29 protein-coding genes are annotated in these 24,499 nt (G+C 68.4%); 11 read left to right on the top strand and 18 right to left on the bottom strand.

Features of this window, described 5'->3' with window-relative positions:
- The first annotated feature begins 5 nt into the window (after positions 1-5).
- The 3 genes from E0H73_RS34330 to E0H73_RS34320 all read left to right on the top strand — a co-directional run bounded on the left by E0H73_RS34330 (position 6) and on the right by E0H73_RS34320 (position 1,247).
- Positions 6-212 carry a hypothetical protein gene (locus E0H73_RS34330; protein WP_131363466.1) on the top strand — a complete coding sequence of 69 codons (207 nt, stop codon included), beginning with the start codon at positions 6-8 and terminating at the stop codon, positions 210-212.
- Between the two features lie 130 nt (positions 213-342).
- Positions 343-738 carry a RidA family protein gene (locus E0H73_RS34325; RefSeq protein WP_131363464.1) on the top strand — a complete coding sequence of 132 codons (396 nt, stop codon included), beginning with the start codon at positions 343-345 and terminating at the stop codon, positions 736-738.
- A complete protein-coding gene (locus E0H73_RS34320) occupies positions 735-1,247 on the top strand; it encodes a GrpB family protein (protein WP_165555931.1) in 513 nt (170 codons plus the stop codon). Before E0H73_RS34325 ends, E0H73_RS34320 begins: the two co-directional genes overlap by 4 nt.
- Here the strand turns inward: E0H73_RS34320 and E0H73_RS34315 are convergent.
- Positions 1,235-2,521, bottom strand: a complete 1,287-nt coding sequence (locus E0H73_RS34315; protein ID WP_131363460.1) for an FAD-binding oxidoreductase — start codon at positions 2,519-2,521, stop codon at positions 1,235-1,237. The two genes, E0H73_RS34320 and E0H73_RS34315, sit on opposite strands and share 13 nt — an antisense overlap.
- 57 nt (positions 2,522-2,578) lie before the next feature.
- Between E0H73_RS34315 and E0H73_RS34310 the strand changes: the two genes are divergently transcribed.
- Entirely contained in the window at positions 2,579-3,592 is a 1,014-nt protein-coding gene (locus E0H73_RS34310; RefSeq protein WP_238164454.1) for a helix-turn-helix transcriptional regulator, read from the top strand.
- Here E0H73_RS34310 and clpX read toward each other — a convergent pair.
- Positions 3,540-4,760: an ATP-dependent Clp protease ATP-binding subunit ClpX gene (gene clpX / locus E0H73_RS34305; protein ID WP_131363458.1), complete on the bottom strand. Its 1,221-nt coding sequence runs from the start codon at positions 4,758-4,760 to the stop codon at positions 3,540-3,542. The two genes, E0H73_RS34310 and clpX, sit on opposite strands and share 53 nt — an antisense overlap.
- Before the next feature lie 69 nt (positions 4,761-4,829).
- On the opposite strand from clpX, the gene E0H73_RS34300 reads away from it, so the two are divergent.
- Positions 4,830-5,840 carry a TetR/AcrR family transcriptional regulator gene (locus tag E0H73_RS34300; protein ID WP_131363456.1) on the top strand — a complete coding sequence of 337 codons (1,011 nt, stop codon included), beginning with the start codon at positions 4,830-4,832 and terminating at the stop codon, positions 5,838-5,840.
- A gap of 2 nt (positions 5,841-5,842) precedes the next feature.
- On the opposite strand, the gene E0H73_RS34295 is transcribed toward E0H73_RS34300, so the two are convergent.
- Both E0H73_RS34295 and E0H73_RS34290 read right to left on the bottom strand, forming a co-directional pair.
- Positions 5,843-6,244 carry a hypothetical protein gene (locus tag E0H73_RS34295; protein ID WP_131363454.1) on the bottom strand — a complete coding sequence of 134 codons (402 nt, stop codon included), beginning with the start codon at positions 6,242-6,244 and terminating at the stop codon, positions 5,843-5,845.
- Complete coding sequence (locus E0H73_RS34290; RefSeq protein WP_131363452.1) at positions 6,241-6,741, bottom strand: DoxX family protein; 501 nt, start codon at positions 6,739-6,741, stop codon at positions 6,241-6,243. Before E0H73_RS34290 ends, E0H73_RS34295 begins: the two co-directional genes overlap by 4 nt.
- Positions 6,742-6,828: 87 nt before the next feature.
- Between E0H73_RS34290 and E0H73_RS34285 the strand changes: the two genes are divergently transcribed.
- Complete coding sequence (locus E0H73_RS34285) at positions 6,829-7,461, top strand: MerR family transcriptional regulator (protein WP_131363450.1); 633 nt, start codon at positions 6,829-6,831, stop codon at positions 7,459-7,461.
- Here E0H73_RS34285 and E0H73_RS48105 read toward each other — a convergent pair whose 3' ends face one another.
- Positions 7,462-7,596 (bottom strand): hypothetical protein, encoded by a 135-nt coding sequence (locus E0H73_RS48105; protein WP_272949173.1) that lies wholly within the window; start codon positions 7,594-7,596, stop codon positions 7,462-7,464.
- A gap of 374 nt (positions 7,597-7,970) precedes the next feature.
- The gene (gene dnaB, locus E0H73_RS34280) at positions 7,971-9,764 is read right to left on the bottom strand and encodes a replicative DNA helicase (protein ID WP_131363537.1); all 1,794 of its coding nucleotides are present in this window, start codon (positions 9,762-9,764) and stop codon (positions 7,971-7,973) included.
- Between the two features lie 475 nt (positions 9,765-10,239).
- On the opposite strand from dnaB, the gene E0H73_RS34275 reads away from it, so the two are divergent.
- The gene (locus tag E0H73_RS34275) at positions 10,240-11,580 is read left to right on the top strand and encodes an MATE family efflux transporter (RefSeq protein WP_238164453.1); all 1,341 of its coding nucleotides are present in this window, start codon (positions 10,240-10,242) and stop codon (positions 11,578-11,580) included.
- On the opposite strand, the gene E0H73_RS34270 is transcribed toward E0H73_RS34275, so the two are convergent.
- The 7 genes from E0H73_RS34270 to E0H73_RS34240 are packed head-to-tail and all read right to left on the bottom strand — an operon-like array spanning position 11,570 to position 18,025.
- Entirely contained in the window at positions 11,570-11,932 is a 363-nt protein-coding gene (locus E0H73_RS34270; protein WP_131363448.1) for a YrdB family protein, read from the bottom strand. The genes E0H73_RS34275 and E0H73_RS34270 overlap by 11 nt on opposite strands.
- A 1-nt stretch (position 11,933) precedes the next feature.
- A complete protein-coding gene (locus E0H73_RS34265) occupies positions 11,934-12,308 on the bottom strand; it encodes a DUF4913 domain-containing protein (protein ID WP_131363446.1) in 375 nt (124 codons plus the stop codon).
- The gene (locus tag E0H73_RS34260) at positions 12,298-14,088 is read right to left on the bottom strand and encodes a type IV secretory system conjugative DNA transfer family protein (protein ID WP_131363444.1); all 1,791 of its coding nucleotides are present in this window, start codon (positions 14,086-14,088) and stop codon (positions 12,298-12,300) included. The genes E0H73_RS34265 and E0H73_RS34260 overlap by 11 nt, the downstream gene beginning before the upstream one ends.
- On the bottom strand, positions 14,089-15,612 hold the full coding sequence (locus tag E0H73_RS34255) for an ATP/GTP-binding protein (RefSeq protein ID WP_238164452.1): 1,524 nt from the start codon (positions 15,610-15,612) through the stop codon (positions 14,089-14,091).
- Positions 15,609-17,114: an SCO6880 family protein gene (locus E0H73_RS34250; protein ID WP_202867690.1), complete on the bottom strand. Its 1,506-nt coding sequence runs from the start codon at positions 17,112-17,114 to the stop codon at positions 15,609-15,611. The genes E0H73_RS34255 and E0H73_RS34250 overlap by 4 nt, the downstream gene beginning before the upstream one ends.
- Before the next feature lie 3 nt (positions 17,115-17,117).
- On the bottom strand, positions 17,118-17,396 hold the full coding sequence (locus tag E0H73_RS34245) for a conjugal transfer protein TrbC (RefSeq protein ID WP_238162828.1): 279 nt from the start codon (positions 17,394-17,396) through the stop codon (positions 17,118-17,120).
- A gap of 14 nt (positions 17,397-17,410) precedes the next feature.
- Positions 17,411-18,025, bottom strand: coding sequence for a DUF6668 family protein (locus tag E0H73_RS34240; protein WP_131363442.1), 615 nt, complete (start codon positions 18,023-18,025; stop codon positions 17,411-17,413).
- Positions 18,026-18,274: 249 nt separating this feature from the next.
- On the opposite strand from E0H73_RS34240, the gene E0H73_RS34235 reads away from it, so the two are divergent.
- The gene (locus E0H73_RS34235) at positions 18,275-19,699 is read left to right on the top strand and encodes a hypothetical protein (protein ID WP_131363440.1); all 1,425 of its coding nucleotides are present in this window, start codon (positions 18,275-18,277) and stop codon (positions 19,697-19,699) included.
- On the top strand, positions 19,696-19,932 hold the full coding sequence (locus E0H73_RS34230) for a hypothetical protein (protein ID WP_131363438.1): 237 nt from the start codon (positions 19,696-19,698) through the stop codon (positions 19,930-19,932). Before E0H73_RS34235 ends, E0H73_RS34230 begins: the two co-directional genes overlap by 4 nt.
- Positions 19,933-19,992: 60 nt before the next feature.
- On the opposite strand, the gene rplI is transcribed toward E0H73_RS34230, so the two are convergent.
- From rplI to E0H73_RS34205, 5 genes are all read right to left on the bottom strand, one after another.
- Positions 19,993-20,439, bottom strand: coding sequence for a 50S ribosomal protein L9 (rplI, locus tag E0H73_RS34225; RefSeq protein WP_131363436.1), 447 nt, complete (start codon positions 20,437-20,439; stop codon positions 19,993-19,995).
- Between the two features lie 14 nt (positions 20,440-20,453).
- On the bottom strand, positions 20,454-20,687 hold the full coding sequence (rpsR, locus tag E0H73_RS34220; protein ID WP_012924539.1) for a 30S ribosomal protein S18: 234 nt from the start codon (positions 20,685-20,687) through the stop codon (positions 20,454-20,456).
- An 80-nt stretch (positions 20,688-20,767) separates the two neighbouring features.
- Positions 20,768-21,355: a single-stranded DNA-binding protein gene (locus E0H73_RS34215; protein ID WP_131363434.1), complete on the bottom strand. Its 588-nt coding sequence runs from the start codon at positions 21,353-21,355 to the stop codon at positions 20,768-20,770.
- A 92-nt stretch (positions 21,356-21,447) separates the two neighbouring features.
- Complete coding sequence (rpsF, locus tag E0H73_RS34210; RefSeq protein ID WP_130386399.1) at positions 21,448-21,738, bottom strand: 30S ribosomal protein S6; 291 nt, start codon at positions 21,736-21,738, stop codon at positions 21,448-21,450.
- Positions 21,739-21,935: 197 nt separating this feature from the next.
- A complete protein-coding gene (locus tag E0H73_RS34205) occupies positions 21,936-23,069 on the bottom strand; it encodes an MFS transporter (protein WP_131363432.1) in 1,134 nt (377 codons plus the stop codon).
- A 94-nt stretch (positions 23,070-23,163) separates the two neighbouring features.
- On the opposite strand from E0H73_RS34205, the gene E0H73_RS34200 reads away from it, so the two are divergent.
- On the top strand, positions 23,164-23,664 hold the full coding sequence (locus E0H73_RS34200) for an Lrp/AsnC family transcriptional regulator (protein WP_131363430.1): 501 nt from the start codon (positions 23,164-23,166) through the stop codon (positions 23,662-23,664).
- 31 nt (positions 23,665-23,695) lie between these two features.
- On the top strand, positions 23,696-24,499 hold the full coding sequence (locus tag E0H73_RS34195) for a deoxyribonuclease IV (protein WP_131363428.1): 804 nt from the start codon (positions 23,696-23,698) through the stop codon (positions 24,497-24,499).

Raw genomic sequence — 24,499 nt, 5'->3', positions numbered from 1 at the left:
ACCGGGTGCAGACGTGGGAGAAGGACGCACTCGGAGTAGTAGTTCTGCCGTCGGGTCGGACGGTGCGCGGACGCGGTCTGCGCAACGGCCCGGCGGCAGAACCATTTCCGGCGTACGGCGTCTACCTGCTGGGCAACCAACCACCGCCGCTGCCATGGGAGTCACGCCGGCCCGACTTCCTTCTGCCGGAACGCCGAGAAAGCCGGGCCTGATCCGCCAGCCTCCAGGCCCGGAAAGCTGCACCTCTTCTCCTCCACCATCGGGCAGCGGATCAACGCCTGATCCCTATCTGGCCGCGGTAATTCCGTTGACCGGGTGGGGTGGGTCGCGTTTGCTCGGGGGGTGACGATCGAGCGGAGCAACCCCGACGGACTGCACGCGACCCCCGGCTATCACCATGTGACCAAGGTCCGGGCCGAGACCCTGATCTACCTGGCGGGCCAGTGTCCGCTGCAGCCCTCCGGCGAGCTCGCCGAGGGCGGCCTCAAGGGCCAGACCGAGCAGGTGATCCGCAACATCCTGATCGCGCTCGAGTCCGCAGGTGCCACCCCGGACGACGTCGTACGCACCGTCATCTATGTCGCGAGCTCCGACCGCGACGACCTGGGGGCGGTGTGGGACCAGCTCAACGCGTCGCCGCTCGCACCGGCGTTCACGACCGCCAGCACCCTGCTCGGCGTCGCACAGCTCGGCTTCACGGGCCAGCTCGTCGAGATCGACGTCACCGCGGCGCTGTGATCCCTCCGGCGTCGGTGGTCGAGTACGACCCGCAGTGGCCGGTGTGGTTCGCGGAGATCCGGTCCCGGCTGACGCCTTACCTGGAGGGGATCCCGCACACGATCGAGCACGTCGGCAGCACCGCCGTACCGGGGCTCGCCGCCAAGCCGATCATCGACGTCGACGTGGTGGTCCCAGCTGTTGACCTGGTGCCGCCGACCGTCGCGGCGATAGTTGCTGCCGGCTACCAGCACGAGGGCGACCTCGGCATCCCCGGACGGGAGGCGTTCACACTCCCTGCGGATGCGGCGCATCACCACCACTTGTATGTAGTTGTCGAAGGCAACAAGGCGCATCTCGACCACATGCTGCTGCGCGACCACTTGCGCGCCGACGCCGGCGATCGAGAGCGGTATGCAGCGTTGAAGCGCGAGCTGGCCCACCTCCTCACGACCGACCGCGCGGCCTACGTCGAACCAAAGGCCGGGCTGGTCGAGGAGATCCTCCAGCGCGCTGCTCAGAGCTCGTGATTCGGTGCGAGCCGGCGGTCGGCGTCGTACCTGTTCCTGAGCTCGGTGAGCCGACGGTGGTCCCCCGGGTCGAATGCCTCGCGGATCTCGTCGCCGGTCAGCGGGCCGGCGGAGAAGTTGAGCAGGCGGCCGACCGTGACGCCGCGCCACGGCTTGAGGATGCTGCGGTGCAAGGCGGTTACGTCGTCCTCGCCTGGTGAGAGCACAGTCAGCGAGTACGCCGCGGTGCGGTGGCCGATCGTGTTCGGTACGTCGGGCTGACGGCTGAGCGCTCCACCGAGGTGACGGATGCCGATCACGCACATCGCCGACGCGTCCGGTCCGGCGAGCTTCGGCAGCGTCGCGAGCGCAGCCGGGTCGAGGTGGCTGAGCAGGGCGTTGCGTGAGCGGTAGCTGTCCAGGCGCTCTGGCTCGGCGAAGATCTTGCCCGACTCGGTGTACGGAAGCTGGCCGACGGTGTCGAGCACCGGCTCACCGATGGCGCGCAGCGGTTTGATCAAATCCACGCCGCCCTCGCCGAGGATCGCGAGCTGGACCTGGGCGACATACCTCCCACGCAGCGGCTCCGGGATCGGCGGGACGTCCGGCAGCGGCACCAGCGCGAGGGCCGAGGTCACCTCGTCGGGGACCGTCCGGGTCCAATCGGCCCAGACCTCGAGCACGGTCGGGTTCTGCACGAAGTCGAAGTACAGGCTGCCGCCGTACAGCGTGGCGACGTCGAACAGATCGACCTCGATCCCGGTCACCACGCCGAAGTTGCCGCCGCCACCGCGCAGCGCCCAGAACAGCTCCGGGTCGTCCTCGGCATTCCGCCGTACCCCGTCCGGGGTGACGATCTCGATCCGGCGGACGTGATCGGCGGAGTACCCGTACCACCGCGCCATCAACCCGAGGCCGCCGCCGAGCGTGTAGGAGACCGCGCCGACTCCCGGGAAGCTGCCGGACAGTGGGGCGAGACCGTACCGCGCCGTCGCCTCGATCACGTCCTGCCAGGTCGCACCGGCCTCGAACCACGCCGTCTTCCGCTTGGGATCGACCCGGACGCCGTTGAACGCGCCCGTCGCGATCAACACACCGCCATCGAGACCCTTCGCGAGCCCATGCCCGGACGCCTGCACCGCTAGGCGCAGGTCGTGCTCGGCCGCGTACCGCACAGCTTCCTCGACCTCGACCGCGCTCGTGACCGGGAAGATCACGTCCGGCCGATGCGGGTCGCGCCGCTGGAACCCGAGCCGCGCCTGGTCGTATCCGTTCGATTCCTTCGTCAACATCATGGAACCGACGCTAGGATCCCTTGCGGACACATCTTGTCCGCAAGGCATCCTGGTCGGGTGAGTACCCGGAAAGAACTGCCCGGCCGCATGCTCCGGTTGCTGTCCCTGCTGCAGAGCCGCCGCGAGTGGTCCGGCCGCGACCTGGCCGAACGCCTCGGTGTCACCGAGCGGACCGTACGACGCGACGTCGACCGGCTGCGGTCCCTCGACTACCCGGTGACGGGCACGACCGGGACCGCCGGTGGCTACCGTCTCGGTCCTGGTACGACGCTGCCGCCGCTGCTGCTCGACGACGATGAGGCGGTGGCCGTCGCCCTCGGCCTGGTCGGCGCGGCGGGAGGTGGTGTGAGCGGGATAGCGGAGAGCTCGATGCGAGCCCTCGCCAAGCTCGAGCAGGTGCTGCCGGCGCGACTGCGACCGCAACTGGCTGCGGTCGGCTCTGCTGCTGAGGCAGTTCCCCGGCCGGGTGTCGCGCAGGTGGATCCTGGCGTTCTCGCCGTACTCGCGCGGTGTTGCCGCAACCACGAGATCGTTGCCTTCGACTACCAAAGCCATCAGGGTACGACGGCCCGCCGGCGGGTCGAGCCGCATCAGTTGCTCACGTTGACCTGGCGGTGGTATCTGCTCGCCTTCGACCCGGCGCGCGACGACTGGCGGACCTTCCGGGTCGACCGGATCTCCGAGGTGACGCCCGTACTGCACCGGTTCACGCCACGGGTGCTGCCGGCTCCGGACGCGGCGACCTACCTGGTCGAGTCGTTTGCAGCCGCGCAGTACCGGCACGCGGTTCGGCTGACCGTTCAGCTCCCGGCCGAGCGCGTGGTCGACACCTTCGAGGGTGTCGTTCGCGGCACGGTCGAGCCGGCCGGACCGGACGCGTGCGTGGTCCGCTTCAGCGCGGACACCGCGTCGTTGGTGCTTTCCCTGGTCGTGCCGATCGTTGCCCTGGGCGCCGAGTTCACCGTTGACGAGGCAACGCCGGAGGTCGCGTCGATGATCGCGGACGTCGGCGAACGGCTTACGCGGTCCTTCGCCGCCGTGGCGGAGTCCGCGGCACCAGCGTCGGGTTGACGTTGGTCTCTACTCCGTCGCGATCCACGACCACCCGCTCGATGTCGTCACGCCCGGGTACGTCGTACATCACCGGGAGCAGGACCTCTTCGAGGATCGCGCGCAGTGCGCGGGCGCCGGTCCGGCGGAGCAGGGCGAGATCCGCGATCGCCTCGACCGCGTCCGGGGTGAACTCGAGGTCGACGCCGTCGAGGCGGAACAACTTGCGGTACTGCTTGATCAGCGCGTTGCGCGGCTCGGTGAGGATCCGGACCAGCGCGTCGCGGTCGAGCGCGGGCACGCTGGTGACGATCGGCAGCCGACCAACGAACTCGGGGATCAGGCCGAACTTCACCAGATCCTCCGGCATGACCTTCGCTGTGGTGGCCTGCTCGGCCGCGGCGCCGAAGCCCAACCGGGACGGTCGCGTGCGCCGGGCAACCAACTCGTCGAGCCCGGCGAACGCGCCGCTGACGATGAACAGCACCCGTGTCGTGTCGATCTGGATGAACTCCTGCTGCGGATGCTTGCGACCACCCTGCGGCGGGACGGAGGCCGTCGTACCTTCCAGGATCTTCAAGAGGGCCTGCTGCACGCCCTCGCCGGAGACGTCGCGGGTGATCGACGGGTTCTCGCTCTTCCTCGCGATCTTGTCGATCTCGTCGGTGTAGACAATGCCGGTCTCCGCCTTGCGGACGTCGTAGTCGGCGGCCTGGATCAGCTTGAGCAGGATGTTCTCGACGTCCTCGCCGACGTACCCGGCCTCGGTGAGGGCGGTCGCATCGGCGATCGCGAACGGTACGTCGAGCATCCGGGCCAGCGTCTGGGCCAGGTGGGTCTTGCCGGAACCGGTCGGGCCGATCAGCAGGATGTTCGACTTGCCGAGCTCGACGTCGCCGGGCTTGCTCCGGTGCCGCTTGTAGTGGTTGTAGACGGCAACGGACAGCGCCTTCTTCGCGTCGTCCTGACCGACCACGTAGCCGTCGAGGAACTCACGGATCTCACGTGGCTTCGGCACCCGGGCGGGCAGGTCGTCGCTGATGTCGCTGAGCTCCCCCTCGGCGATCAGCTCGTTGCAGAGCTCGACGCAGCCGTCGCAGATGCACAGCGGGGTGGGGCCGGCGATCAGCTTGCCGACCTGGTGCTGGGTCTTGCCGCAGAACGTGCACTTCAGCACCTCGGCTGCCATCCCCTACCGCCTTCTCAGATGTCGTCGTCATCCAGATGATAGCAACATCTGAGTGCTAGAGTGGTGGCCGTGAGCCGCTTGAGCAGGGCGGAACTGCAACTCCGCAACCGTGCGAAGGTGCTGGCCGCGGCGCGGGCGGAGTTCGCCGAGCACGGCTACCGGGACGCGACCATCGACCGCATCGCCGACCGCGCCGACCTGACCCGTGGTGCGGTGTACTCCAACTTCGCCGGCAAGCGCGCGCTCTACCTGACCGCCCTCGCTGATCAGAACCGGCCGGGCCGGGGTGCACGCCGAGCGGTGAGCACGCCGACCGAAGGGCTGGCCGCCTTCGCGTCGTCGTGGTTCGACCGGGAACACCCGGGTGCAGAGCCTGACCTGGCGGACTTCGGGACGCCGTACGCCTCGTTGCTTGGCTTCAACGCGGTCCTCCTCGGCCTCGCCCTCGACGCGCTGAGCCCTGGCGAACTCGGTCGGCGGATCCAGGTCTCGCGGCTCGCGCTCACGCTGTTGACCGGTGCGACGCAACTGGCCTCGGCCCCCGGGTTCGTCCAGCCGCTCGCCGTCGCTCGTGCCTGTGCGGGCTTGGCCGACCTCGACGTCGATGATCTCTGGAGACCTCCACCAACCACGCCCCCGGTGCGGCCGGCGCACGAGTCCTGGTCGCCGCCATCCGTGACCGACGAGGTGCTTCGCCGTACGGCGGAGTTCGGCACCGGCATCGTCGTCATCCTCGGACTCAACCGCCTCGCCGCCGCGGAGGACGTCGTACGGTCGACCGACGGAGCGGTCACGATCGCCCTGGTGTCCAGCGATCCGTCCGAGCTCGGGCCGCTCGCTCGGTATACCACCGACAGTCTTCTTGGTTGCCTACGGCAAGTAGCCCCGCTGCCGCGGGTGCAGGTGGTGCACGACGAGGACGGCGTACTGGCGTCTGCCCTGGGCTGCGAGGTGATCGGCGACGACCTCGAACATGCCGTCGCGATCACCGGCGACCGGATCGCCGCCCGCGCCGAGGGGTTCGGGGCGGGCGCGGCGATCGCTTCGACCCAGCCGGCCCGAACCGTCGCAGCCGGCTGAGGTCACGCGACGATCAGGCCGATGCCGAGGGTCAGGACGCCGAGCGCGAGCGACGCGGCGCCGAGCCAGAGGACCCAGAGGAACTGGTTCGGCTGAGTCCGGTCCTTGCCGGCGGACGAGGCGAAGAAGCCGCCGGACATGAGGATCGTCGCGACCGGGATCGCCAGGCGGGCGACCCAGAGCATGGCGCCGGACAGGCTGGTCTGGTCGACGTACAGGAGACCGACCAGGCTGAGGATCACGAGTACGCCGGCGTGTGCGTGGCCGGCTCGCGCGAACGACTTCTGGAAGTCCGTCATCGGAACCTGGCCGCGGACGATCTTGGTCATGAAGTAGCCGCCGAACTGGATCGTGACGATCGTGAGCAGGATCGCTCCGGCGATGATCCGCGACGCCTCGGTCATGCGTACACCAACTCCTTTTGCTGTGCCGCGATGGGCTTGGTGGTCTTGGCGACCCACAGCGCGACCGCCAGGTAGAGGATCTGCTCGGGGATCCGCTGCCACAGCGGGGTCGCCTCGCCGCCGGCGAACGGTACGTCGGCGACCGCGGCGTGGATGTTTGCCGGGAGCAACGCCACGAACAACGCGGCCAAGACATACCCGGCGACCCAACGTGTCGCGGTGAGCACGAGACCGGCCGCGCCGAGCAACTCCAGTACGCCGGTGACGTACACCAGGGCATCCGCGAACGGCAGGAACGGCGGCACCATGCGCACCATGTCCGCGTGGTTCGGCATCACCGTGACATCGGCTGGGACGAAATGCGCGCTCGCGGTGAACACCAGCATGACTGCCATCGCGTGCGCCGCGCCGATGGGCCAGGTCGCGAACCGCCGGACCCCGAGCGCGCCGAGCGCCCGGAAGCCGAACGTCGCCACGACCAGAACAAGGGGGATCATCTGCCCCATCTCCTTACATGGATAGTGAAAGTATCCGCTTATGGATACTGATACTATCCATCACAGGCAACAGGAAGGCAAGCGAGAATGCGCATCGGGGAACTGAGCCGGGCCACCGAGGTCCCGGTGGCGACGATCAAGTACTACCTGCGCGAGGGCCTGCTCCCGGCGGGCGAACTCAGCAGCCCGAACCAGGCGTCGTACGGCGAGCGCCACGTCCGCCGGCTGCGATTGATCCGGGCACTGGTCGAGCTGGCCCAGGTCCCGCTCGCGCAGGTGAAGGAGATCCTCGAGTCGCTCGACGCGGACGACGTACCTCTGCACGAACAGATCGGCCGAGCCCATCGCGCGCTCACGCCGACCCGCAAACAGACCGCGTCAGACGAGGCCCGCGCGGCCGCCACCACTCAGGTGACCGAACTGATCACCCGCCGAGGCTGGTCCGTCGAACCCGAGGCCCCCGCCCTTGCCACCCTGATCGAAACCGTCGCCGCCCTGCGCACCCTCGGCCAGGACGACCTGGTCGGCTTCCTCGACGCCTACGCCGACGCCGTCGAACGCTTCACCGAACTGGAGATCGACGCCGTCACCACCAACCCCACCCGGGACCAACTAGCCGAATCCGTAGTCATCGGCACCATCCTCGGCGAAACCCTCATCTCCTCCCTCCGCCTCCTAGCCCAGGAGTCCATCTCAGCCCACCGCTGGAAAAACCGCTGATCACCCGACCAGCTGACTGCCGAGGGTCTCCGTTGCCCAGCTCACCCACCGGCGCTTGGTCCAGCCGGCCTCCAGGACCATCCACTCGTGGAACGCACGGACGAGCTCGTCCTTCGTGCGGTAGTTGAAGTACACGGTCTGCGCGGCGTCTACTCCTAGTGGTAATGGTTCGCAGCAGAAGGAGGGGGCTTCTGTGAACCGAGTAGCAGCAGTTCTCGCCTGCGTAGCCGGCTTCATCGCGGTCTGCGCGGCTGAAGGAGCCCTCGGCGTACTCCTCTGGACCGGCAACCACCAAGCCTGATGGCTGTTCCTCGTCCTACTCTCAGCCGAACGCTTCTACTGGATCGGCTTCGCCCTACCCTTCGGCCCCCTCCTAGGCCTCGCCCTCACCCTCGCCGACCGCACCACGACCCGCAGCACCACTGCGTAGACCCCAGGTCCAGCCCCGCCAGGTCGTAGCCACAGGCAACCACCAGCAGGACGAGCATCCGTCGTACCCCGGAACCCGCTCAGCCGTCGTGCGCCATGTCCACGAACCGCGAGTAATGCCCCTGGAACGCAACAACAACATCCGCCGTCGGCCCATTACGATGCTTCGCCACAATGAAGTCCGCTTCACCGGGGCGGGTGGATTCGCGCTCGTAGGCGTCTTCCCGGTGGAGCAAGATGACAACGTCGGCGTCCTGTTCTAGCGAGCCGGATTCGCGGAGGTCGGAGGCCATGGGGCGTTTGTCGGAGCGTTGCTCGGAGCCTCGGTTGAGCTGACAGATGGCAACTACGGGGAGTTCGAGTTCTTTGGCGAGGAGCTTGATGGAGCGGGAGAACTCGGAGACTTCGAGTTGGCGGGACTCGACCTTCTTGCCCGATGTCATCAGCTGGAGGTAGTCGATCACGATCAGGCGGAGGTCGTGGCGCTGCTTGAGGCGGCGGGCCTTGGCGCGGATCTCCATCATGGTGAGGTTCGGGGAGTCGTCGATGAACAGCGGCGCCTCGGAGACCTCGCCCATCTTGCGGGCCAGCCGGGCCCAGTCCTCGTCGGTCATCTTGCCGTTGCGCATGTGGTGCAGCGGCACCTTGGCCTCGGCGGAGAGCAGACGCATGGTGATCTCGTTGCGGCTCATCTCCAGCGAGAAGATGCACGAGGTCAGACCGTGCCTGATCGACGCCGAGCGGGCCAGGTCGAGACCCAGGGTGGAGTTGTGGGTCGGGATCATCGTCTTGCCGGCCAGGTACAGGTGGTCGGGGTTGTCCACCTCGACGCAGCGCACCGGCACACTGTCGACCTGGTGGATCCACTCCACCCGCCGCTCGCCCTCGCCGGCCAGCGCGGCCGGGAAGCCGTGCCCGGTGATCTGCCGCGGCGCCGACCCGGTGATCGGCGGTGTCAGTCCGGGACTCGCTGACATCGCCGTGAACAGGTCGGCGGTCGTGCAGACCACCGGGCGGCCGCCGTCCTCGACCCGCCACTGGTGCTCGGCGTCGGCGACGATCGTGCTGCCGTCGGAGAACGACAGCCGGAAACACGGCCGGTCGACCATGACCTCGGTCGCCGCCACCACCGTGGTCGGCAGTCCGTCGGCGTCGAGCAACTGGTCGCCGACAGCGACCTCCGCCATCGTGGTCCAGCCGGTCGGCGTCGGCAGTGGGGTGTCGAGCGCGAGCGCCTTCCCCATCGCGGGACGCGCGGCGACGATGATCATCTGGCCGGGGTGCAGGCCGTTGGTCAGCTCGTCCAGATCGGTGAACCCGGTCGGTACGCCGACCATCGCATCGCCACGAGAGTCGATCGCCTCGATCTCGTCGAGGGCGCCCTCCATGATGTCCTTCAGCGGCGCGTAGTCCTCGGCGGTCCGCTTCTCGGTGACCGAGTAGATCTCCGCCTGCGCCTCGTCGACGACGTCGTCGACCTCGCCCTCACCGGCGTACCCGAGCTGGACGATCTTCGTGCCGGCCTCGACCAAGCGGCGCAGGATCGCCTTCTCCCGGACGATGTGCGCGTAGTACCCGGCGTTCGCCGCGAGCGGGACGGAAGCGACCAGCGTGTGCACGTACGGCGCGCCGCCGATCCGGGCCATCTCGCCGCGACGGTTCAACTCGGCCGCGACCGTGATCGCGTCGGCCGGCTCACCACGGGCATACAGGTCGGTGATCGCGTCGAAGACGATCTCGTGCGCCGGCCGGTAGAAGTCAGTACTGCGCAGGGTCTCGATCACGTCGGCGATCGCGTCCTTGCTCAGCATCATGGCGCCGAGCACACACTGCTCCGCGGCCAGATCCTGCGGCGGCGTGCGGTCGAAGCCCATCTCCGGGCTGCGCTCTTCCTGGCCGCCGCCCTGCCCCCCGCGGAACTCCGCCACGCTCACTTCGCCCGACCTCCTCGTCCGCCCACCGACGCGCCACCCCAACCATCGTAGGCCGGGATTCGAACACCTGATCGAACCGTAAACACAGCCACCGACAGTTTGCGGACGGCGCCAGACACGCGACCGTACGCCGGTCTGGTCACCGGGTGCTAGCCGGTCGTCCACAGGGGGTGTGGACGAGCTGTGGGAAACCCCGTGATCGGGTGTGCACAGGTTGGGCACAATCCTGTGGATATCTGTGGAAAGGGATCCAAAACATCACCCTGACCTGCGGTTTCACCCATTCACAACTGTGGAGAAGAAAAAGTCGGCGACCTTCTTCCGGACTGTGGGATCCGGCCGTCTGTGCACAGCCCAGGTCAGGCACAATGGGCCGCATGCTCATGACATACCGCGCGCTGGCGACGGCGGCGCGGTGACTGAGCCGAGCCGGGCAGGACTGCGACGACTGATCGGTCCCCAGGACCGCGAGATCCTGCGGCTCGCCGTCCCGGCGTTCTTCGCGCTGGTCTCCGAGCCGCTGATGCTGCTCGCCGACTCCGCGATCGTCGGCCACCTGGGTACGCCGCAACTCGCCGCACTCGGCATCGCCGGCACGATCCTGCAGACGCTCGTCGGGATCTGCGTGTTCCTCGCGTACGGCACGACGTCGGCAGTGGCTCGCCGGATCGGCGCGGGTGATCACCGCGGCGCACTGGCCCAGGGCATCGACGGACTCTGGCTGGCGCTGCTGCTGGGCGTCGTACTGGCGATCGCTGGACTGCTGCTCTCTCCAGTCGCGATCGCCGCGTTCGACCCGTCGCCGGATGTAGCAGATCACGCCGTCATCTATCTGCGCATCTCGTGTTTCGGCATCCCGTCCATGTTGCTGCTGATGGCGGCGACCGGCGTACTGCGTGGTTTGCAGGACACCAAGACGCCCATGGTCGTCGCCATCTCCGCCAACCTCGTCAACATCGGCCTGAACGTCCTGCTCGTCTACGGCCTCGACCTCGACATCGCCGGCTCGGCTTTGGGTACGGCGCTCGCACAGACGGCGGCCGGAGTTGCGCTGGTCGTGGTGGTCGTTCGCGGCGCCCGACGCGACGGCGCCAAGCTGCGACCGGACAGACCGGGCATCCTCGCGTCCGCGCAGATGGGAATCCCGCTGATCGTCCGCACCCTGACGTTGCGGGTGGCACTCATCCTGCTCACGTTCGTCGCCACCGCTCTGGGTACGACGTCGGTCGCCGCGCACCAGGTCGCGTTCACTCTCTGGTCGTTCCTCGCGCTCGCACTCGACGCCATCGCCATCGCGGCACAGGCGTTGACCGGCCGGGCGCTCGGCGCAGGCGACGTAGCCGGCACCCGCGCGATCACTCGGCGGATGATGTGGTGGGGGCTGGTCTCCGGATTCGTCGGTGGACTCGCGCTCTGGGGTCTGCGCGACATCTACGTTCCGTGGTTCACCACCGATCCCGAGGTACGACAGTCGCTCGCCGCCGTACTGATCGTCGCGGAGTTGTGGCAACCCGTGAACGGCGTGGTGTTCGTCCTGGACGGCGTACTGATCGGCGCCGGAGACGGTCCGTATCTGGCGGTGGCCGGGGTGATCGCGCTCGTGCTGTACGTGCCGCTGGCGTTGAGCGTGCTGTGGTTCGACGGCGGCATCGTCGCGTTGTGGTGGGCGTTCGGCGGGTTCATGCTGCTGCGGCTGCTCACTCTCATGACGCGCGAACGCAGCGACGCCTGGCTCGTGACCGGCGCTACTCGCTGACGTTGCGCGTCGGTGTGTCCGGGCTGAGCTTCTGCACGTGGATGATCAGCAGGTTCGCCGCGACGACCACCACGAAGACGACGCCGAGCACCGGGTGACCGAGGCTCCACAGCGCGGCGCCGGCGAGGCCGAACACCAGGACCTTCACCACGGTCCGCACCACCGGCGTACCCCGCTTGGCGGTCGGAGCGGCGTACAGGCCCCAGATCACTGCCGCGACGACGGGCAGTGCGATGGCGAGCACGATCCGCAGCCCGGTGTTGTCCGCTGCTTGCGAACCCCACCAGGCGAAGATGCCTAAGGCAACCAGCTCCACGAGAAAGGCGAGCAGCAGGTTGGTCCACTTCCACATGTCAGATCCCCCGGAGATTCGGTTGCCGCTGGTCGAAGAACAGTCCGGCGGGCGGGTCCTCGACCGGCAGCGGCGGGATCGGGTACTCCGTATGGGCACCTCGGCACGCCGCGAACGGACCGTCGGGGTCGAGCAGGACCGACATCTGCGGGTCCGCGTGGTCGCGCCACCAGGCTGACATCCCGGTGGCCGGATCCAGCCGCAGGTGCTCCCAGGCACGCCAGAGCGAGTCCAGCCGGCTGAGTGCCTCGGCGTGCCGGAACCACTCCGGACACCAGACGAACTGCTGCCCGAGCCGACGGGTGTAGAGGTAGATCAACCGGTCCTCGACGAATGCCGCGACGTGCGGGTAGAAGAGTTCCTGTTCACCATCCACCACGTTGCTCCTCGCTCTGCTCCCACACCGGGACGCCGACCGGCACAGCGGGCTCGAGCGTACGGGCGCCGGTCGCTCCCGGATCGTACTTCGCCAGCGAGGCCTCCACCGCGGGGGCATCCGGCCGGGCGAACCACGGCACCGTCTTCACCATCGTCGCCGGGATGCCGGACGGGAACACCACCGCGCGGCCGGACGGCAACGCGGCGAGGTCGGACACCTCGAGGATGTGGTGCCGCTGGATCTGCCGGCTGATGCCGCGCTCGCCCTTGCTGTACGACACCGAGCTCGTGGTGATGTCGTAGTCGCCGATCAGCTTGCTCAGCTTCTCGAGGAACGTCGCGTCCGAGGCACCGCCGCCGTACACGCGGATGTTGGCGGCGGACCACAGCTTGTCCATGCCGCGCTCGCCCCAGCACTCCGTCCCCTGCGCCCACGACTGGAGGATCGTCATCAGCACGATGCCGCGGGAACCGAAGTGGCTGTAGAGATCGGGCAGGTTCTTCCATCGGCACACGTTCGCGGCCTCGTCGAGTACGCCGACGAGTGGCGTCGGCAGCCGGCCCATCGGGCAGCTCTTCGCGTACTGCTCGGCCGCCTCTACGACGGCCACTGTCAACGCGGTGACCAGCGGTCCCGCCGTACCGGCGCCTTCCTTGGACAGGCTGTAGAGCGTGCCGCCCCGGCGGACGAACTCGTGCGGATCGAACTGCGGACGCTGATCGTTCTGTCCCTGCGGGACAACCCATCGGGTGACCTTGTGGTTGACCAGGAACTGGGCGCTCTGCTGGGCCGTGCCGTAGACACCGGCGCGCTGCTTGTCGGGCGCGCTGATCACACCGGCCAGCGCGTCCGCTGACAACTGCAGGCCGGGAGTACTGCGCAGGATCCGCTCGGGCTCGTCGTTCCGCTGGTCAGCGAGCCAGCTGTAGACCTGTGTGATCGGGCGCCGAGCGACCGCCGCAGCGAGCAGCAGTCCGGCCAGCAGATCGGTGCCGGCGGCATCGAAGAACGCGTCGGTCTGGGCGTTCTCCCGGCGCTGCGACGCGACGAAGTGCCCGGCCAGGTCCCGCGCCTTCACCTCGTCGGTGATGTAGGTGAGGGGATTCCACCACCAGGTCGGCGGCTCCTCGCACACCTGCTGTGGGTCGAACACCCACACCGGACCTCGCTCCTGCCGCGGACCGCGGGTGGTGTCGACCAGGTCGCGCTTGTTCGAGGTGGCAACCACCGCGCCCGGCGCATCCAGAATCGCGGGCACGGCACGGGACGACGTCTTGCCGGTCCGCGGTCCCCAGATGTCGATGTGCATGTCCTCCCAGGATCCGAACACCTCCAGGTCGTCGCGGACAGTCCGGCCGATCGGGATGCCGGGACCGGCGTCGCCGGCGCCGAGCCTGTCGGCGATCCCCTGCGCACCCGCGCGGGTGAGCTTCGAGATCTCCGAGCGCTTCGCCATCAGGTGCGCCTGCCGGTCCATCCGGCCGCCACCGCTCCGACGCCTCAAGCCGAGGACGGCGACCGCGATCACCAGCAGCACTACGACCTCGAGGATCAGTACCCCGGTGGCCGCGGTCGACCATTGCAGCTGGCCGTCGATCAGATCGACGAGTGCGGTCATCGGGTCCGGTACCGTCTGGGTTCCGTCGATCGCAGCGGCAGTCTTGAGCGCTCCCCAGATCCCCACGACGCCGATCGTGAAGACGCCGACGCCGATGAAGACCAGGATCGTCTCGGCGGACAGCACGCCCGGTCCGGTACTCCGCCTGCCGTCGGCCATCTACCCGTCGCCTCCCGCTCGCGCGAGCACGCGGGTGGCCGGGTCAGGCGGCGGCAGCTCCAGCACCGGGTCGGTCCTCCAGAGCTTGTTGGTGTCGTTGATCTCGCGCTCGACCGAGGTGAGGCTGACGTGCACCGGGATGCCCGGACGGCCGCCGACCTTGACCAGGAAGTTGCCGCGGCCGGGTGGCGCGACCTCCACGCCGGTCGCCGGATCCCAGGCGGGTGGGTCCTGCCAGCCGATGAGCATGTTCTGCTCCTCCTCGGACATCGGCACGACCTCGGTCAGGTTCTCCATCTCGGCGCGCGGCAGACCGCCGCACACGACCATGCCGGACCGCTCGACGAAGCCCTTCGCCTTCATCCGGTCCTCGCTGTTCTCGAGCGCGAGCAGGTCGGACATGGTGTGCGAGATCATCGCCGTACCGACTCCGCGCTGACGGTTCAGCCGGGTCAGCGCGTCGACGCGGTCGACCAGACCGCGCCCGGCGCGCAGCACGCGCCACAGCTCGTCGAGGATGACGAAGTAGTGCCGTCGCGGCTCGAGGCCGGCGTCCGCCAACGCTTGCGACACCGCAACCGCGCCGAACCCGTAGGACCAGCAGGCGAGTAGTACGGCGGCCTGCAGGTTCGTCTCGGAGTCGTCGATCGAGGAAACGTCGAACACGACCGGCCGATCGAGCCGCATCGGGTTGTCGGTCGGCGCGGAGAAGATCTCGCCCAGCCGGCCACCACCGACCAGACCGATCAGCGATGCCTCAAGCCCCTCGGTGATCTGTCGGTAGCGATCCAGGCTGCCGCGATCCAGGGCGACGTTGCGGACCCGGTCCGGCGCGTCCTGGACGACCTGGAGCAGATCGCGCAGTACCGGCGTACCGGTGGATCGCTCGTCGAGGACCTTGAGCGCCTCGTCGAGGATCGTCTCCTCGCGGTCCGTCGGCGGCGCCGAGCGCATGATCGAGATCAGCGCCGACACCATCGTGTGGCGGCGTCCGTGTGCATCGGCCTGAATCGCCTCGCGCGCCTTCCCGGTCAGCCGCTGCGCCGCCGTACGCGACTCCCCCGGATCCAGCACGTTCAGATGCCCGCGGCCACGCCCCAACCGGATGACCTGCCCACCCAGCGCCTCGATCAGGTCTCGGTAGTCAGGCTTCAGATCCCCCAGCACCAACGGCTGCACGCCGTACCCCGCCAGCCCCAACGCCATCCGACGGACCACCGTGGACTTGCCCAGGCCGGGCCTGCCGAGCACGAACATCGACGGGTTGGAGATGAGGTTGGCTCGGGTGAACCAGTTGATCGGATCGCAGCAGAGGGTGGCGCCGGAGAGGATGTTGCGGCCGATGGGTACGCCGACCATGGGACTGCCGGTGCCTGCGGCGAAGGGCCAGAGTCCGCAGACCTGGACTGTGGTGCCGCGCCACTCGGCCGGAGCCTGGAGGTACGTCGAGTAGCCGCGGCCCGCACCGGGCCAGCCGCGCGACATCGGCCGCTTGCCGGTGCGGACCGGGTCGGCGGCCCTCACAGCGCCTCCCGGATGCCGGCCGGGACGGACAGATGGCTCTGCAGTACGACGCCCAGCGGCAACCCGGCCACGAAGGCGGAGTCCTGCGAGCCGTACGCCGGCCGGAGCAGGACGCGGGCGGTGGCACCCAGATTGTCGATCGCGGCGATCATGTCCGGGATCTGCTCCGCGGTCATCACCGTGCCGGTCACGACCATGCCGAAGTTGACCAGTCCTGCGCCGCGCGCCTCCTCCTGCGCGGTCCGCTCCGCCGCCCTGGCCTCGGTCATTGTCCGGGCCGACGGACGGCTCGAAGTGGTGGCGCGGAACGACGCGTTGCGCTTGTCGGCCTCGACCACCCGGGCCGCAGTGGCCGCGTCCAGCGGACGGTAGAGCAGGGTGACTCGCTTGCGATCGATGTCCGCATGGGGCGCGACCAACTGGGACAGCACCGAGGAGAACACCTCACCACGCGGCGCCTGGGTCATCTGCCACGTCACCGACCAGGCGGAGTCGTGCCGGTACTTGTCCCAGAACCCTTGCGCGCCGGCCGGACCGACGTCGGTCCACTGCAACTCCGGCACGTCCCCGTGGCTCCGCGCCTCATCGATCAGTACGGCGGACGCCGGGTCGTAGGCGATGCGGACGGTCTCGCACAACTCTTGAGCGGTCACCGGACGAGCCGCACCCGCACCGGTGGCGTTGAGGCTCTGGGTGAGAGCAGGCAGCCGGGACGCGAGCTCACGGCCCATGTCCTCCTCTTTGCGGCGCTTGCCGCTCCGGTCCGTGCCCTTGAACGTCAGAGCGACTCGGGCCGAGATCAGCGCTGAGCCTTCCGGGTACGTCTGCACGACCTCCGTGAGCATTGCCCGGGCGATGGCCGGGGTACCGTCCAGCATGTTGCTGCCGACCTCGCGCCGCAGCCGGATGCCGGTGTCGGGCGCGCTCTCCACCGTCACCGATGCGGCGACGATGCCCGGCTCGTGGCCGAGCGCGGCGAGCCACTGACCCCAGTGCGCGACCCAGACGTCCACCTGCTCCTGGTCCACCAGCGAGGCACCGTCCGGCTCGGCGTTGATGACGACGGTGAAGTGCCGGGTGCTCGGGTAGAACAGCAGCGCGAACGGCCGTCCGTACGAGTCCTCGAACTCGCTCAGCTGGGACGCGGCGGCCAGACCCGGGAGCTGGAAGGTGCCCCACGCGGGGCGGCCGAGTGGGCCGGACCGGTAGGTGTTGTGCTTCGCCATCTTCGCTCGTTCCCATCCGATCCGGGTGGAGAGACGCTGCAGGGCGGACAGCCCGTGCTTGTCCTTGGTGGTCAGCAGGAGCAGGCAGACGCCGACGATCAGCAGCGTGACGATCGCGCCGACGAGACCGCCGGCCATCGTGGCCATGATCGTCATGACCAGCCCGCCCATCATGAGGGCGGTGCCGAGCGAACCGAGGCCCGCGATCCCCGCCGAGGCGGGCTGCCGCCAGTTCCCGTACGTCCGCGGGGCGCCGCGGACTGCGTCAGCAGCCATGGGTCACTGCAGGGCGCCGACGAGCAGCGTCGAGGATGCGATCACGATGCAGGCGGTGAGCACCCAGCCGAGCCGGGCGGCATGCTCACCGCCTTCACCGCGACGCTGGCCGACGGCCATCATGGCGCCGGCGATCAGGATGCCGAGAACGCAGATGGCGAAGGCGATCCAGCGCACCCAGTCGATCACCAGCTCGAGTTTCTCGCCGCCGGGTGGCCGGGTGCCGCCACCGCTGAGCGGTATCAGGGCATGCGTGTCCGAGATCAGATGGGCCAGCATCATCGCGGAGGGACCTTTCAGTACGGGGCGGGATAGTCCGCAGGGTTCGCGGCGCGCAGTGCGTAGATGGATTCGAGGACTTCGAAGACCTCGTCCGGGGTGTTCTCCGGCGTCGGAGCCTCCCCTCGGCGCCACTCCTCGATCCAGGGGATGTCCCAGACCCGCGGCACGCCGCCGCCGACGATGTCGGCGAAGTCGTCGAGCACCCGGGGCAGTCGCCCGGGCGCGTCCGCGATCAGCACCAGGCCCAGCACGGCTACGCCCTGGACCACACCGGACGCCCACTCGACCGCGGCCCGCTGGGCGGCCCGCAGACCGGAACCGTGCGTCCGGGCGACGAGGACGACCGGGGTCGGCACCGGTGGTGGCGGGATCGGCCAGCGATGGTTCGCCGCCCGGCTCCCCGGAAGGAGGAGCGACATCGTGGTCTCGCCGGCGCCACCGTGCACACCGACCCACCAGAGTGTGTCCGCGGCCGGAATCGCGAACTTCGGCAGCCGCTGGTCCTCGGCCGGTGCGGAAACACCGTGCTGAGGTGCGGACGGCCCGCCCGCGGGCTGCGGCGAGGGACCCGGCGGTGACTGTTGCGGACCTGAAGTCGTTGACTGCCGATCCCATGGATTCTGTGTCATGGCCCCTCCTTTCGTGGTGTGTGACAAGCTGTCGCTCACCGTATTCTCTCAATTCCCGGATGTCGGTTGCGTGAGTTATCCACAGGCCTTGCGGCCCGCCACTCCCTGGCCGGAGCAGTCGAGCCGGGCCGGGCCCGCAGAGTCCCGCAGGCCCGGATTTCTGGCCTGCGGTGGTCGCTGCACATGCTAGAACGGGGGCGGCGTAGTCGGATGAACGAGGGAGATCTGTGGCGGGAATGAGAGGTCGCCGTGGCTGAGAAGATCCCGTCCTGGCCCAAGGTGACGATCCGGTTGTACGACGACCGCAACGCCGAGGTCACCATCGCCGGGCGGACCCATCCGGTCAGCAACCACCGAGATCCACGGCAGGCCGCGATCGCCGTCGTGAGCGACCGGGCCGGACAACTCGGCCGGCCGGTACGCGCGACCGCAGTGGAGGCAGACGGTTCGTCCTGGCCGCTGATCGTCCACCCCGACGGCCGGGTCGACGCTGTGGAGTCGGAGAGCCGCAGCAGCACCAGCAGCGGCGGCACCCGCAGGCCGGGCTGGCCGGTGATCGCCGGCATCGCGCTGGCCGTCGTACTCATCGCAGGTACGACGCTGTACTTCACGGTGCTCCGGGATGGCGACAGCGATGTGTCCAAGCCGTCGGAAGCACCGAAGGTCCCGACGCTACCGGAGCCGAAGGTGGTCCCGGACCAGTTCTCGGCCCGACCGGTGCCACCGGGCTGGTCGACGAAGGCAAGTTGGACGGTCGACATCGCCGCGAAGTCGGCGCCCGCAGTGTCACCGGACGGCAAGCAGGTCGCCATCCTCACGCCGGACGAGAAGGTCGCGGTCTTCGACAGCAACGGCAAAGTGCTCTGGCAGGACAAGGTGCCGAAGGACGCGCAGAGCCCGGTCTACACCACGATCGATTCCAAGTCGGTGCTCGCCGTGGCTGCGCCGGATGCCTTGTATTACTGGGCCGGCGGCGGTGCTGGTGCCGCCTCGGTGGAACTGCCCGACCAGGCGCAGGTGCAGTTCTTCGGGACGTCGCCGCTGATCAAGGTCGAGGGCGATGCCGGTGCGAGTATGGTGACCGGCGGCAAGCTGAAGGCGGTGCCGAACCAGCCACGCCTGTCCACGGTCCTGCTGGCCGAGGGCGACAAGGCGTTGATGGCGCGGTACACCGGTCCTTTGTTCGCGAGTCAGCTGGACAAGGGTCTGCAGACCGTGAACCCGAAGGCGCCGTCCGGGTCGAAGGGCATCGAACATGTGGTCGCCGCCAGCCCGGGCCGCGCGCTGGTGCTGTGGAAGTCGGCCACCAAGGACATCGTGACCCCCGTCGTGCACTCGACCACGACCGGCGCGATCCTCGCCACCTGCCCGGTGGCGAAGGAGGCTGACGTCGAGAGCTGGCAGTGGGTGCCGGACCAGGCCGGCAAGGTCGCTGCCTGGGGCAACTGCGTGATCGACTTCGCGCACAAGTCGACGGCGCGGTACACCGACTTCCAGCCGGTTTCGATCACGGGTACGACGATCTACGGGATGGTCGGCGGCGATCTCGTCGCCACGACCCCTGGCGGAAAGGGTCAGACTCTTCCCGCCGACACCGCGCGGCCGTGGGGTGTCACGGGTGGGCGTGCGCTCGTGGTGCACGACTCGACGTTGTATGCGTTGGACAAGAAGTGAACCGATTGCTTGGTGCGGTGCTGGTGACGGTGGCGTTGCTGGTGCCGGCCGGGCCCGTGATGGCGGACGACGATCCCGGTCCGGTGCAATGGCCGCGGGTCGCCCCACCTGATGCTGGCGGCAACCAATCGGATCCGGGACCGGTCAAGTGGCCGAAGGTCGCCAAGCCGGAGAACAGCGGCGAGGGCAACGACCCCAAGCCGCTCCCCTGGCCGACACCCACCCCAGGCTGAGCAGAACACGACAAGGCCCGCATCCCCCGAGGGAGATGCGGGCCTTGGGTGTTGCTGAGGTCAGACGGCCGCGACCTCGAGGCGGACCGTGGCGGCCACCTCGGGGTGGAGCTGCACCGAGACCTGGTGCTTGCCGGTGCTCTTGATCGGCGACGCGATCGCGATCGCGCGCTTCTCGACGAGCGGGCCGCCGGCGGACTTGATCGCGCCGGCGATGTCGGCCGGGGTGACCGAACCGAACAGGCGGCCGGTCTCGCCGGCCTTGACGTCCAGCGTGACGTTGAGCTGCTCGAGCTGGTTCTTGACCTCGCTCGCGTGCTCCTTGCCCTGGATCGCCCGGGCGTCACGCGCCCGCTTGATCGACTGGATCTGCTTCTCGGCGCCGCGGGTCCAGCCGATGGCCAGGCCGCGCGGAACCAGGTAGTTGCGGCCGTAGCCGTCCTTCACCTCGACGATGTCGCCGGGGGCTCCGAGGCCCTCGACCTCCTGCGCCAGGATGAGCTTCATGGTTCGGGCCTCCCTCAGCGAGCCGTGCTCGTGTACGGCAGCAGCGCCACCTCACGAGCGTTCTTGATAGCGGTGGCCACATCGCGCTGGTGCTGCACGCAGTTCCCGGTCACCCGGCGGGCGCGGATCTTGCCGCGGTCCGAGATGAACTTGCGCAGCAGCGCGGTGTCCTTGTAATCGACGTACGTCGCCTTGTCCTTGCAGAAGCCGCAAACCTTCTTCTTCGGCTTCCGAATGATCTTGGCCATTGTGGTGCTCTCTTCCTTCCAGAGCCCGGCACACGTGCCGGAATGGTCTGTCTTACATGGTTACGACCCGGAGCGCCGGATCAGAACGGAGGCTCCTCCATCGAGCCGCCGCCCTGGCTGGCCCAGGGGTCGTTCTGCGGGGCAGCCTGACCGCCGCCACCACCACTGCCGCCACCCTGCGGGGTTGCCCAGGGGTCGTTCTGCGGGGCGCCGCCACCTTGGCCGCCGCCACCGTAGTTGCCTCCACCCTGGTTGCCACCCCCGCCACCACCGAAGCCGCCGCCGTCACCGCCGGGACCGGAGCGCATCGCCCGGGTCACCTTCGCGGTGGCGCTGCGCAGGCTCGGTCCGACCTCGTCCACGTCGATCTCGAAGACCGTGCGCTTGTTGCCCTCACGGTCGTCGTACGAACGCGACTTCAGCCGGCCCTGCACGATCACGCGCATACCGCGCTGCAGCGACTCGGCCACGTTCTCCGCGGCTTGGCGCCAGACGGAACAACTCAGGAACAGCGACTCGCCGTCCTTCCATTCACCTGTCTGCCGGTCGTACGTCCGCGGCGTCGACGCGATCCGGAAGTTCGCGACGGCGGCACCGGACGGAGTGAACCGGAGCTCAGGATCGTCGACAAGGTTGCCGACCAGTGTGACGACGGTTTCGCCTGCCATTGCCGTTCCTCCTGCTATCGGGTGTGTCTTTGTCTACAGCTATCAGTACCGGCTGGTGCCGACAGTACCGATGGCTGCTGACGACCCCAGGGTCAGTGCTGGTCCGGGCGGATGACCTTGGTGCGGAGGATCGACTCGTTCAGCGTGAGCTGACGGTCGAGTTCCTTCACCACCGCCGGCTCGGCGGTCAGGTCGACGACGGCATAGATGCCCTCGGACTTCTTCTTCACGTCATAGGCAAGCTTGCGACGACCCCAGATGTCGAGCTTCTCGACCGTGCCACCTTCCTTGCGGACGATGTTCAGGTACTGGTCGATGGACGGCTCCACGGTGCGCTCATCGAGCTCAGGGTCGAGGATCACCATGACTTCATAACGACGCATGCGCGAACTCCACCTCCTTCGGACTTGGCGGCCACGGTCTCTCCGTGGCAGGAGGGCGATGCGATTCGCTTCACGCCGACACTTGCCGTCGGCGCCAAGCAACGAGCCCGGTCGATGGACCGGGCCACATCCAAGAGAATACCAGCGTCCGGACGCCTGCTTGACCATATCCACAGGCCTGTTCCACTAACTCTCCGTCACCGACTGACGACCTCGGGTCTCGTACGCCGGACCACGAGCATCAGCAGCGATACCGCGAGAGCTGCCGAGATCACCGACAGGAGTGCGTACCCGCCGACGGTGTACAGCCAGGGCGAGGTGAGCGCAGCCAGGGCGGAGATGGCCCAGATGGAGGACTCGACCTTGCTTTCGAGGGCTGTACCGAGCAGGCGGGCGCTGCCGCCCAGGTAGCAGAGGTTCCAGGCATAGCCGAGGAGGAAGAGCGCCGGCGTGAACATCGCACCGGTCTGAGTGGTCAGAACGGCGGACGACACCAGGAGGACAAGTCCGGCGACCATCACCGGCCGTGGACCCCACCGGTCGATGAACCAGCCTGTCAGGGGAGACAGCGCGAACATGCCGAGGGTGTGAGCGGACAACATGACGCCCAGCACGCCGAGACCGTCGCCCAGGTGGTGAGCGTGGACAGGGACCGCCGACATCAGCGCCACCATCACCAGATGCCCGACGACCATCACTCCAGCGGCAAGAAGGACCGGCGTACGACGAGACGCCACGGACTGCTCGTGCCGCTCCTGCTCCGGCTCGTCCGCGGGGTGGACGACCCGGATATAGCTGGCGGCAACGAGAGCACCGAAGACGGCTGCCACCGCGACCAGGAACGGGCCGGCGAGGGCAGGAAGACCGATGGCCAACGCCCAGGTCTGGGACGGAGCCATCAGGAATGGGCCACCGGCTGCACCGGCGGTGCTGGCCCAGACGACAGCGCTCATCGCTGACGCGCGTCGAGGGGTTGCTACGGCTTCAGCCGCGGCGTACCGGGACAGCAGGCTCGCAGCGTTCCCAGCACCGAGCAGGAACATGCCGACGAAGAGCAGCGCCACGTGTGCACCGACTGCGGTGAGCACTGTCAGCGCTGCGCCGGCAACAGCGAACCCGTACCCGATGCGGAGCGCGTGAGCGCGCCCCAGCCGAGCGGTCCACCAGCCGACAGCAATAGCACCGGCCGCCGTACCCAGTACGCCGGCTGTGTTGGGGAGACCGGCCAGGCCGGGGCTCAACCGGTCGGAGATCAAGATGGTGCTCACCGCGCTCGCCGCGATCATGGCGGCGTTCATCAGCGCCGCGGCCAGAACGATGGGGATGAGCATGCCTACAACGCTAGGAAGGCTGCTGCCGCGGCTCAATGTCTGAAGTAAGGCGTTCGGCCTTGCACACCGGCGAAGTCGAAGGTGTTCTGGGGAGATGACCTTTCAGGAGCGTGAGCTGGACTCCACCGACTGGCAGATCCTGTCCGAACTGCAGGCCGACGGGCGGCTGTCGTTCAACCAGCTGGGCAAGCGGGTCAACCTGTCGCCGCCGGCCGTGGCGGACCGGGTACGACGGCTGGAGGAGTCCGGCGTGATCGCCGGCTACCGGGCCGAGGTGGACCCGGCCCGGGCCGGTCAGCCGCTGTCGGCGTTCGTCCAGATGCGCTGCACGACCGGGCGCTGCCTGCTGAAGACCACACGGGCGGAGGACTTCCCCGAGGTACTGGAGATCCACAAACTGAGTGGCAACTCCTGCTCGATGCTGAGGGTCCGCGTCACCTCGATGAGTCATCTGGAGGGCTTGTTCGAGCGCCTCGGCGAGCACGGGGAGATGAACACGCACATCGTGCTGTCGACCGAGTTCGAAGGCCGACCGGTGCAGCCTCCTGCGCAAGAGTCGCGACCTGTCACCAGATCTGCGGGATGGGGTTCCTGAACTGTCTGTGGACGGCTCTAGGGTGGGTCCCATGACTGTGAAACTCGGTGCGCACGTGGACCAGGCAGACCCGCTGGCCGAGGCGGCCGACCGGGGCGCCGACCTGGTGCAGTTCTTCCTCGGCAACCCACAGGACTACAAGGCGCCCAAGCTCGCGTACGCCGACGGCGAGGAAGCGCTCAAGGAACGCGCGGCCGCTGGGGGCATCGACCTGTACGTGCACGCGCCGTACCGGCTGAACGTGGCGAACACGAACAACCGGATCCGGATCCCGAGCCGGAAGCTGCTGCAGCAGACGCTCGACAAGGCCGCCGAGATCGACGTCAAGGGCGTGATCGTGCACGGCGGCCACGTCGGCGACGAGGACGACCCCGAGGCGGGGTTCGACAACTGGCGCAAGTGCATCGAGCGCGCCCAGCTGCCGGTGCCGCTGCTGATCGAGAACACCGCCGGCGGCGAGAACGCGATGGCCCGCCAGCTCGACCGGATCGCCAGGCTGTGGGACGCGGTCCAAGCATCCGGCAACGACCGCCTGGAGAACGTCGGGTTCTGCCTCGACACCTGCCACTTCCACGCGGCCGGCGAGGAGCTGCCGACGATCGTGGAGAAGGTGAAGGCGATCACCGGCCGGATCGACCTGGTGCACGCCAACGGCTCACGGGACGAGTTCGGGTCCGGCGCCGACCGGCACAGCAACTTCGAGGAGGGTCACATCGACCCGGCCGATATCGTCGCGGTGGTGCAGGCGGCGGGTGCGCCGGTGGTCGTCGAGACGCCGAATGCCGACCACGGTCAGAAGGCCGACATCGACTACCTGCGAGCCCACCTGAAGTAG

The organism is Kribbella pittospori, from assembly GCF_004331465.1.
GTDB classification, from domain to species: domain Bacteria; phylum Actinomycetota; class Actinomycetes; order Propionibacteriales; family Kribbellaceae; genus Kribbella; species Kribbella pittospori.
This window is presented reverse-complemented; position numbering and strand designations above follow the sequence as displayed.

Coding starts and splice junctions, on each gene's coding strand:
- E0H73_RS34315 (WP_131363460.1), bottom strand. CDS start 2,521: ATGATGTTGACGAAGGAATCGAACGGATACGACCAGGCGCGGCTCGGG.
- clpX (WP_131363458.1), bottom strand. CDS start 4,760: ATGGCAGCCGAGGTGCTGAAGTGCACGTTCTGCGGCAAGACCCAGCAC.
- E0H73_RS34295 (WP_131363454.1), bottom strand. CDS start 6,244: ATGACCGAGGCGTCGCGGATCATCGCCGGAGCGATCCTGCTCACGATC.
- E0H73_RS34290 (WP_131363452.1), bottom strand. CDS start 6,741: ATGATCCCCCTTGTTCTGGTCGTGGCGACGTTCGGCTTCCGGGCGCTC.
- E0H73_RS34285 (WP_131363450.1), top strand. CDS start 6,829: ATGCGCATCGGGGAACTGAGCCGGGCCACCGAGGTCCCGGTGGCGACG.
- dnaB (WP_131363537.1), bottom strand. CDS start 9,764: ATGGGCTTCGACCGCACGCCGCCGCAGGATCTGGCCGCGGAGCAGTGT.
- E0H73_RS34270 (WP_131363448.1), bottom strand. CDS start 11,932: ATGTGGAAGTGGACCAACCTGCTGCTCGCCTTTCTCGTGGAGCTGGTT.
- E0H73_RS34260 (WP_131363444.1), bottom strand. CDS start 14,088: ATGGCCGACGGCAGGCGGAGTACCGGACCGGGCGTGCTGTCCGCCGAG.
- E0H73_RS34250 (WP_202867690.1), bottom strand. CDS start 17,114: ATGGCTGCTGACGCAGTCCGCGGCGCCCCGCGGACGTACGGGAACTGG.
- E0H73_RS34245 (WP_238162828.1), bottom strand. CDS start 17,396: ATGATGCTGGCCCATCTGATCTCGGACACGCATGCCCTGATACCGCTC.
- E0H73_RS34240 (WP_131363442.1), bottom strand. CDS start 18,025: ATGACACAGAATCCATGGGATCGGCAGTCAACGACTTCAGGTCCGCAA.
- rplI (WP_131363436.1), bottom strand. CDS start 20,439: ATGAAGCTCATCCTGGCGCAGGAGGTCGAGGGCCTCGGAGCCCCCGGC.
- rpsR (WP_012924539.1), bottom strand. CDS start 20,687: ATGGCCAAGATCATTCGGAAGCCGAAGAAGAAGGTTTGCGGCTTCTGC.
- E0H73_RS34215 (WP_131363434.1), bottom strand. CDS start 21,355: ATGGCAGGCGAAACCGTCGTCACACTGGTCGGCAACCTTGTCGACGAT.
- rpsF (WP_130386399.1), bottom strand. CDS start 21,738: ATGCGTCGTTATGAAGTCATGGTGATCCTCGACCCTGAGCTCGATGAG.
- E0H73_RS34205 (WP_131363432.1), bottom strand. CDS start 23,069: ATGCTCATCCCCATCGTTCTGGCCGCGGCGCTGATGAACGCCGCCATG.
- E0H73_RS34200 (WP_131363430.1), top strand. CDS start 23,164: ATGACCTTTCAGGAGCGTGAGCTGGACTCCACCGACTGGCAGATCCTG.
- E0H73_RS34195 (WP_131363428.1), top strand. CDS start 23,696: ATGACTGTGAAACTCGGTGCGCACGTGGACCAGGCAGACCCGCTGGCC.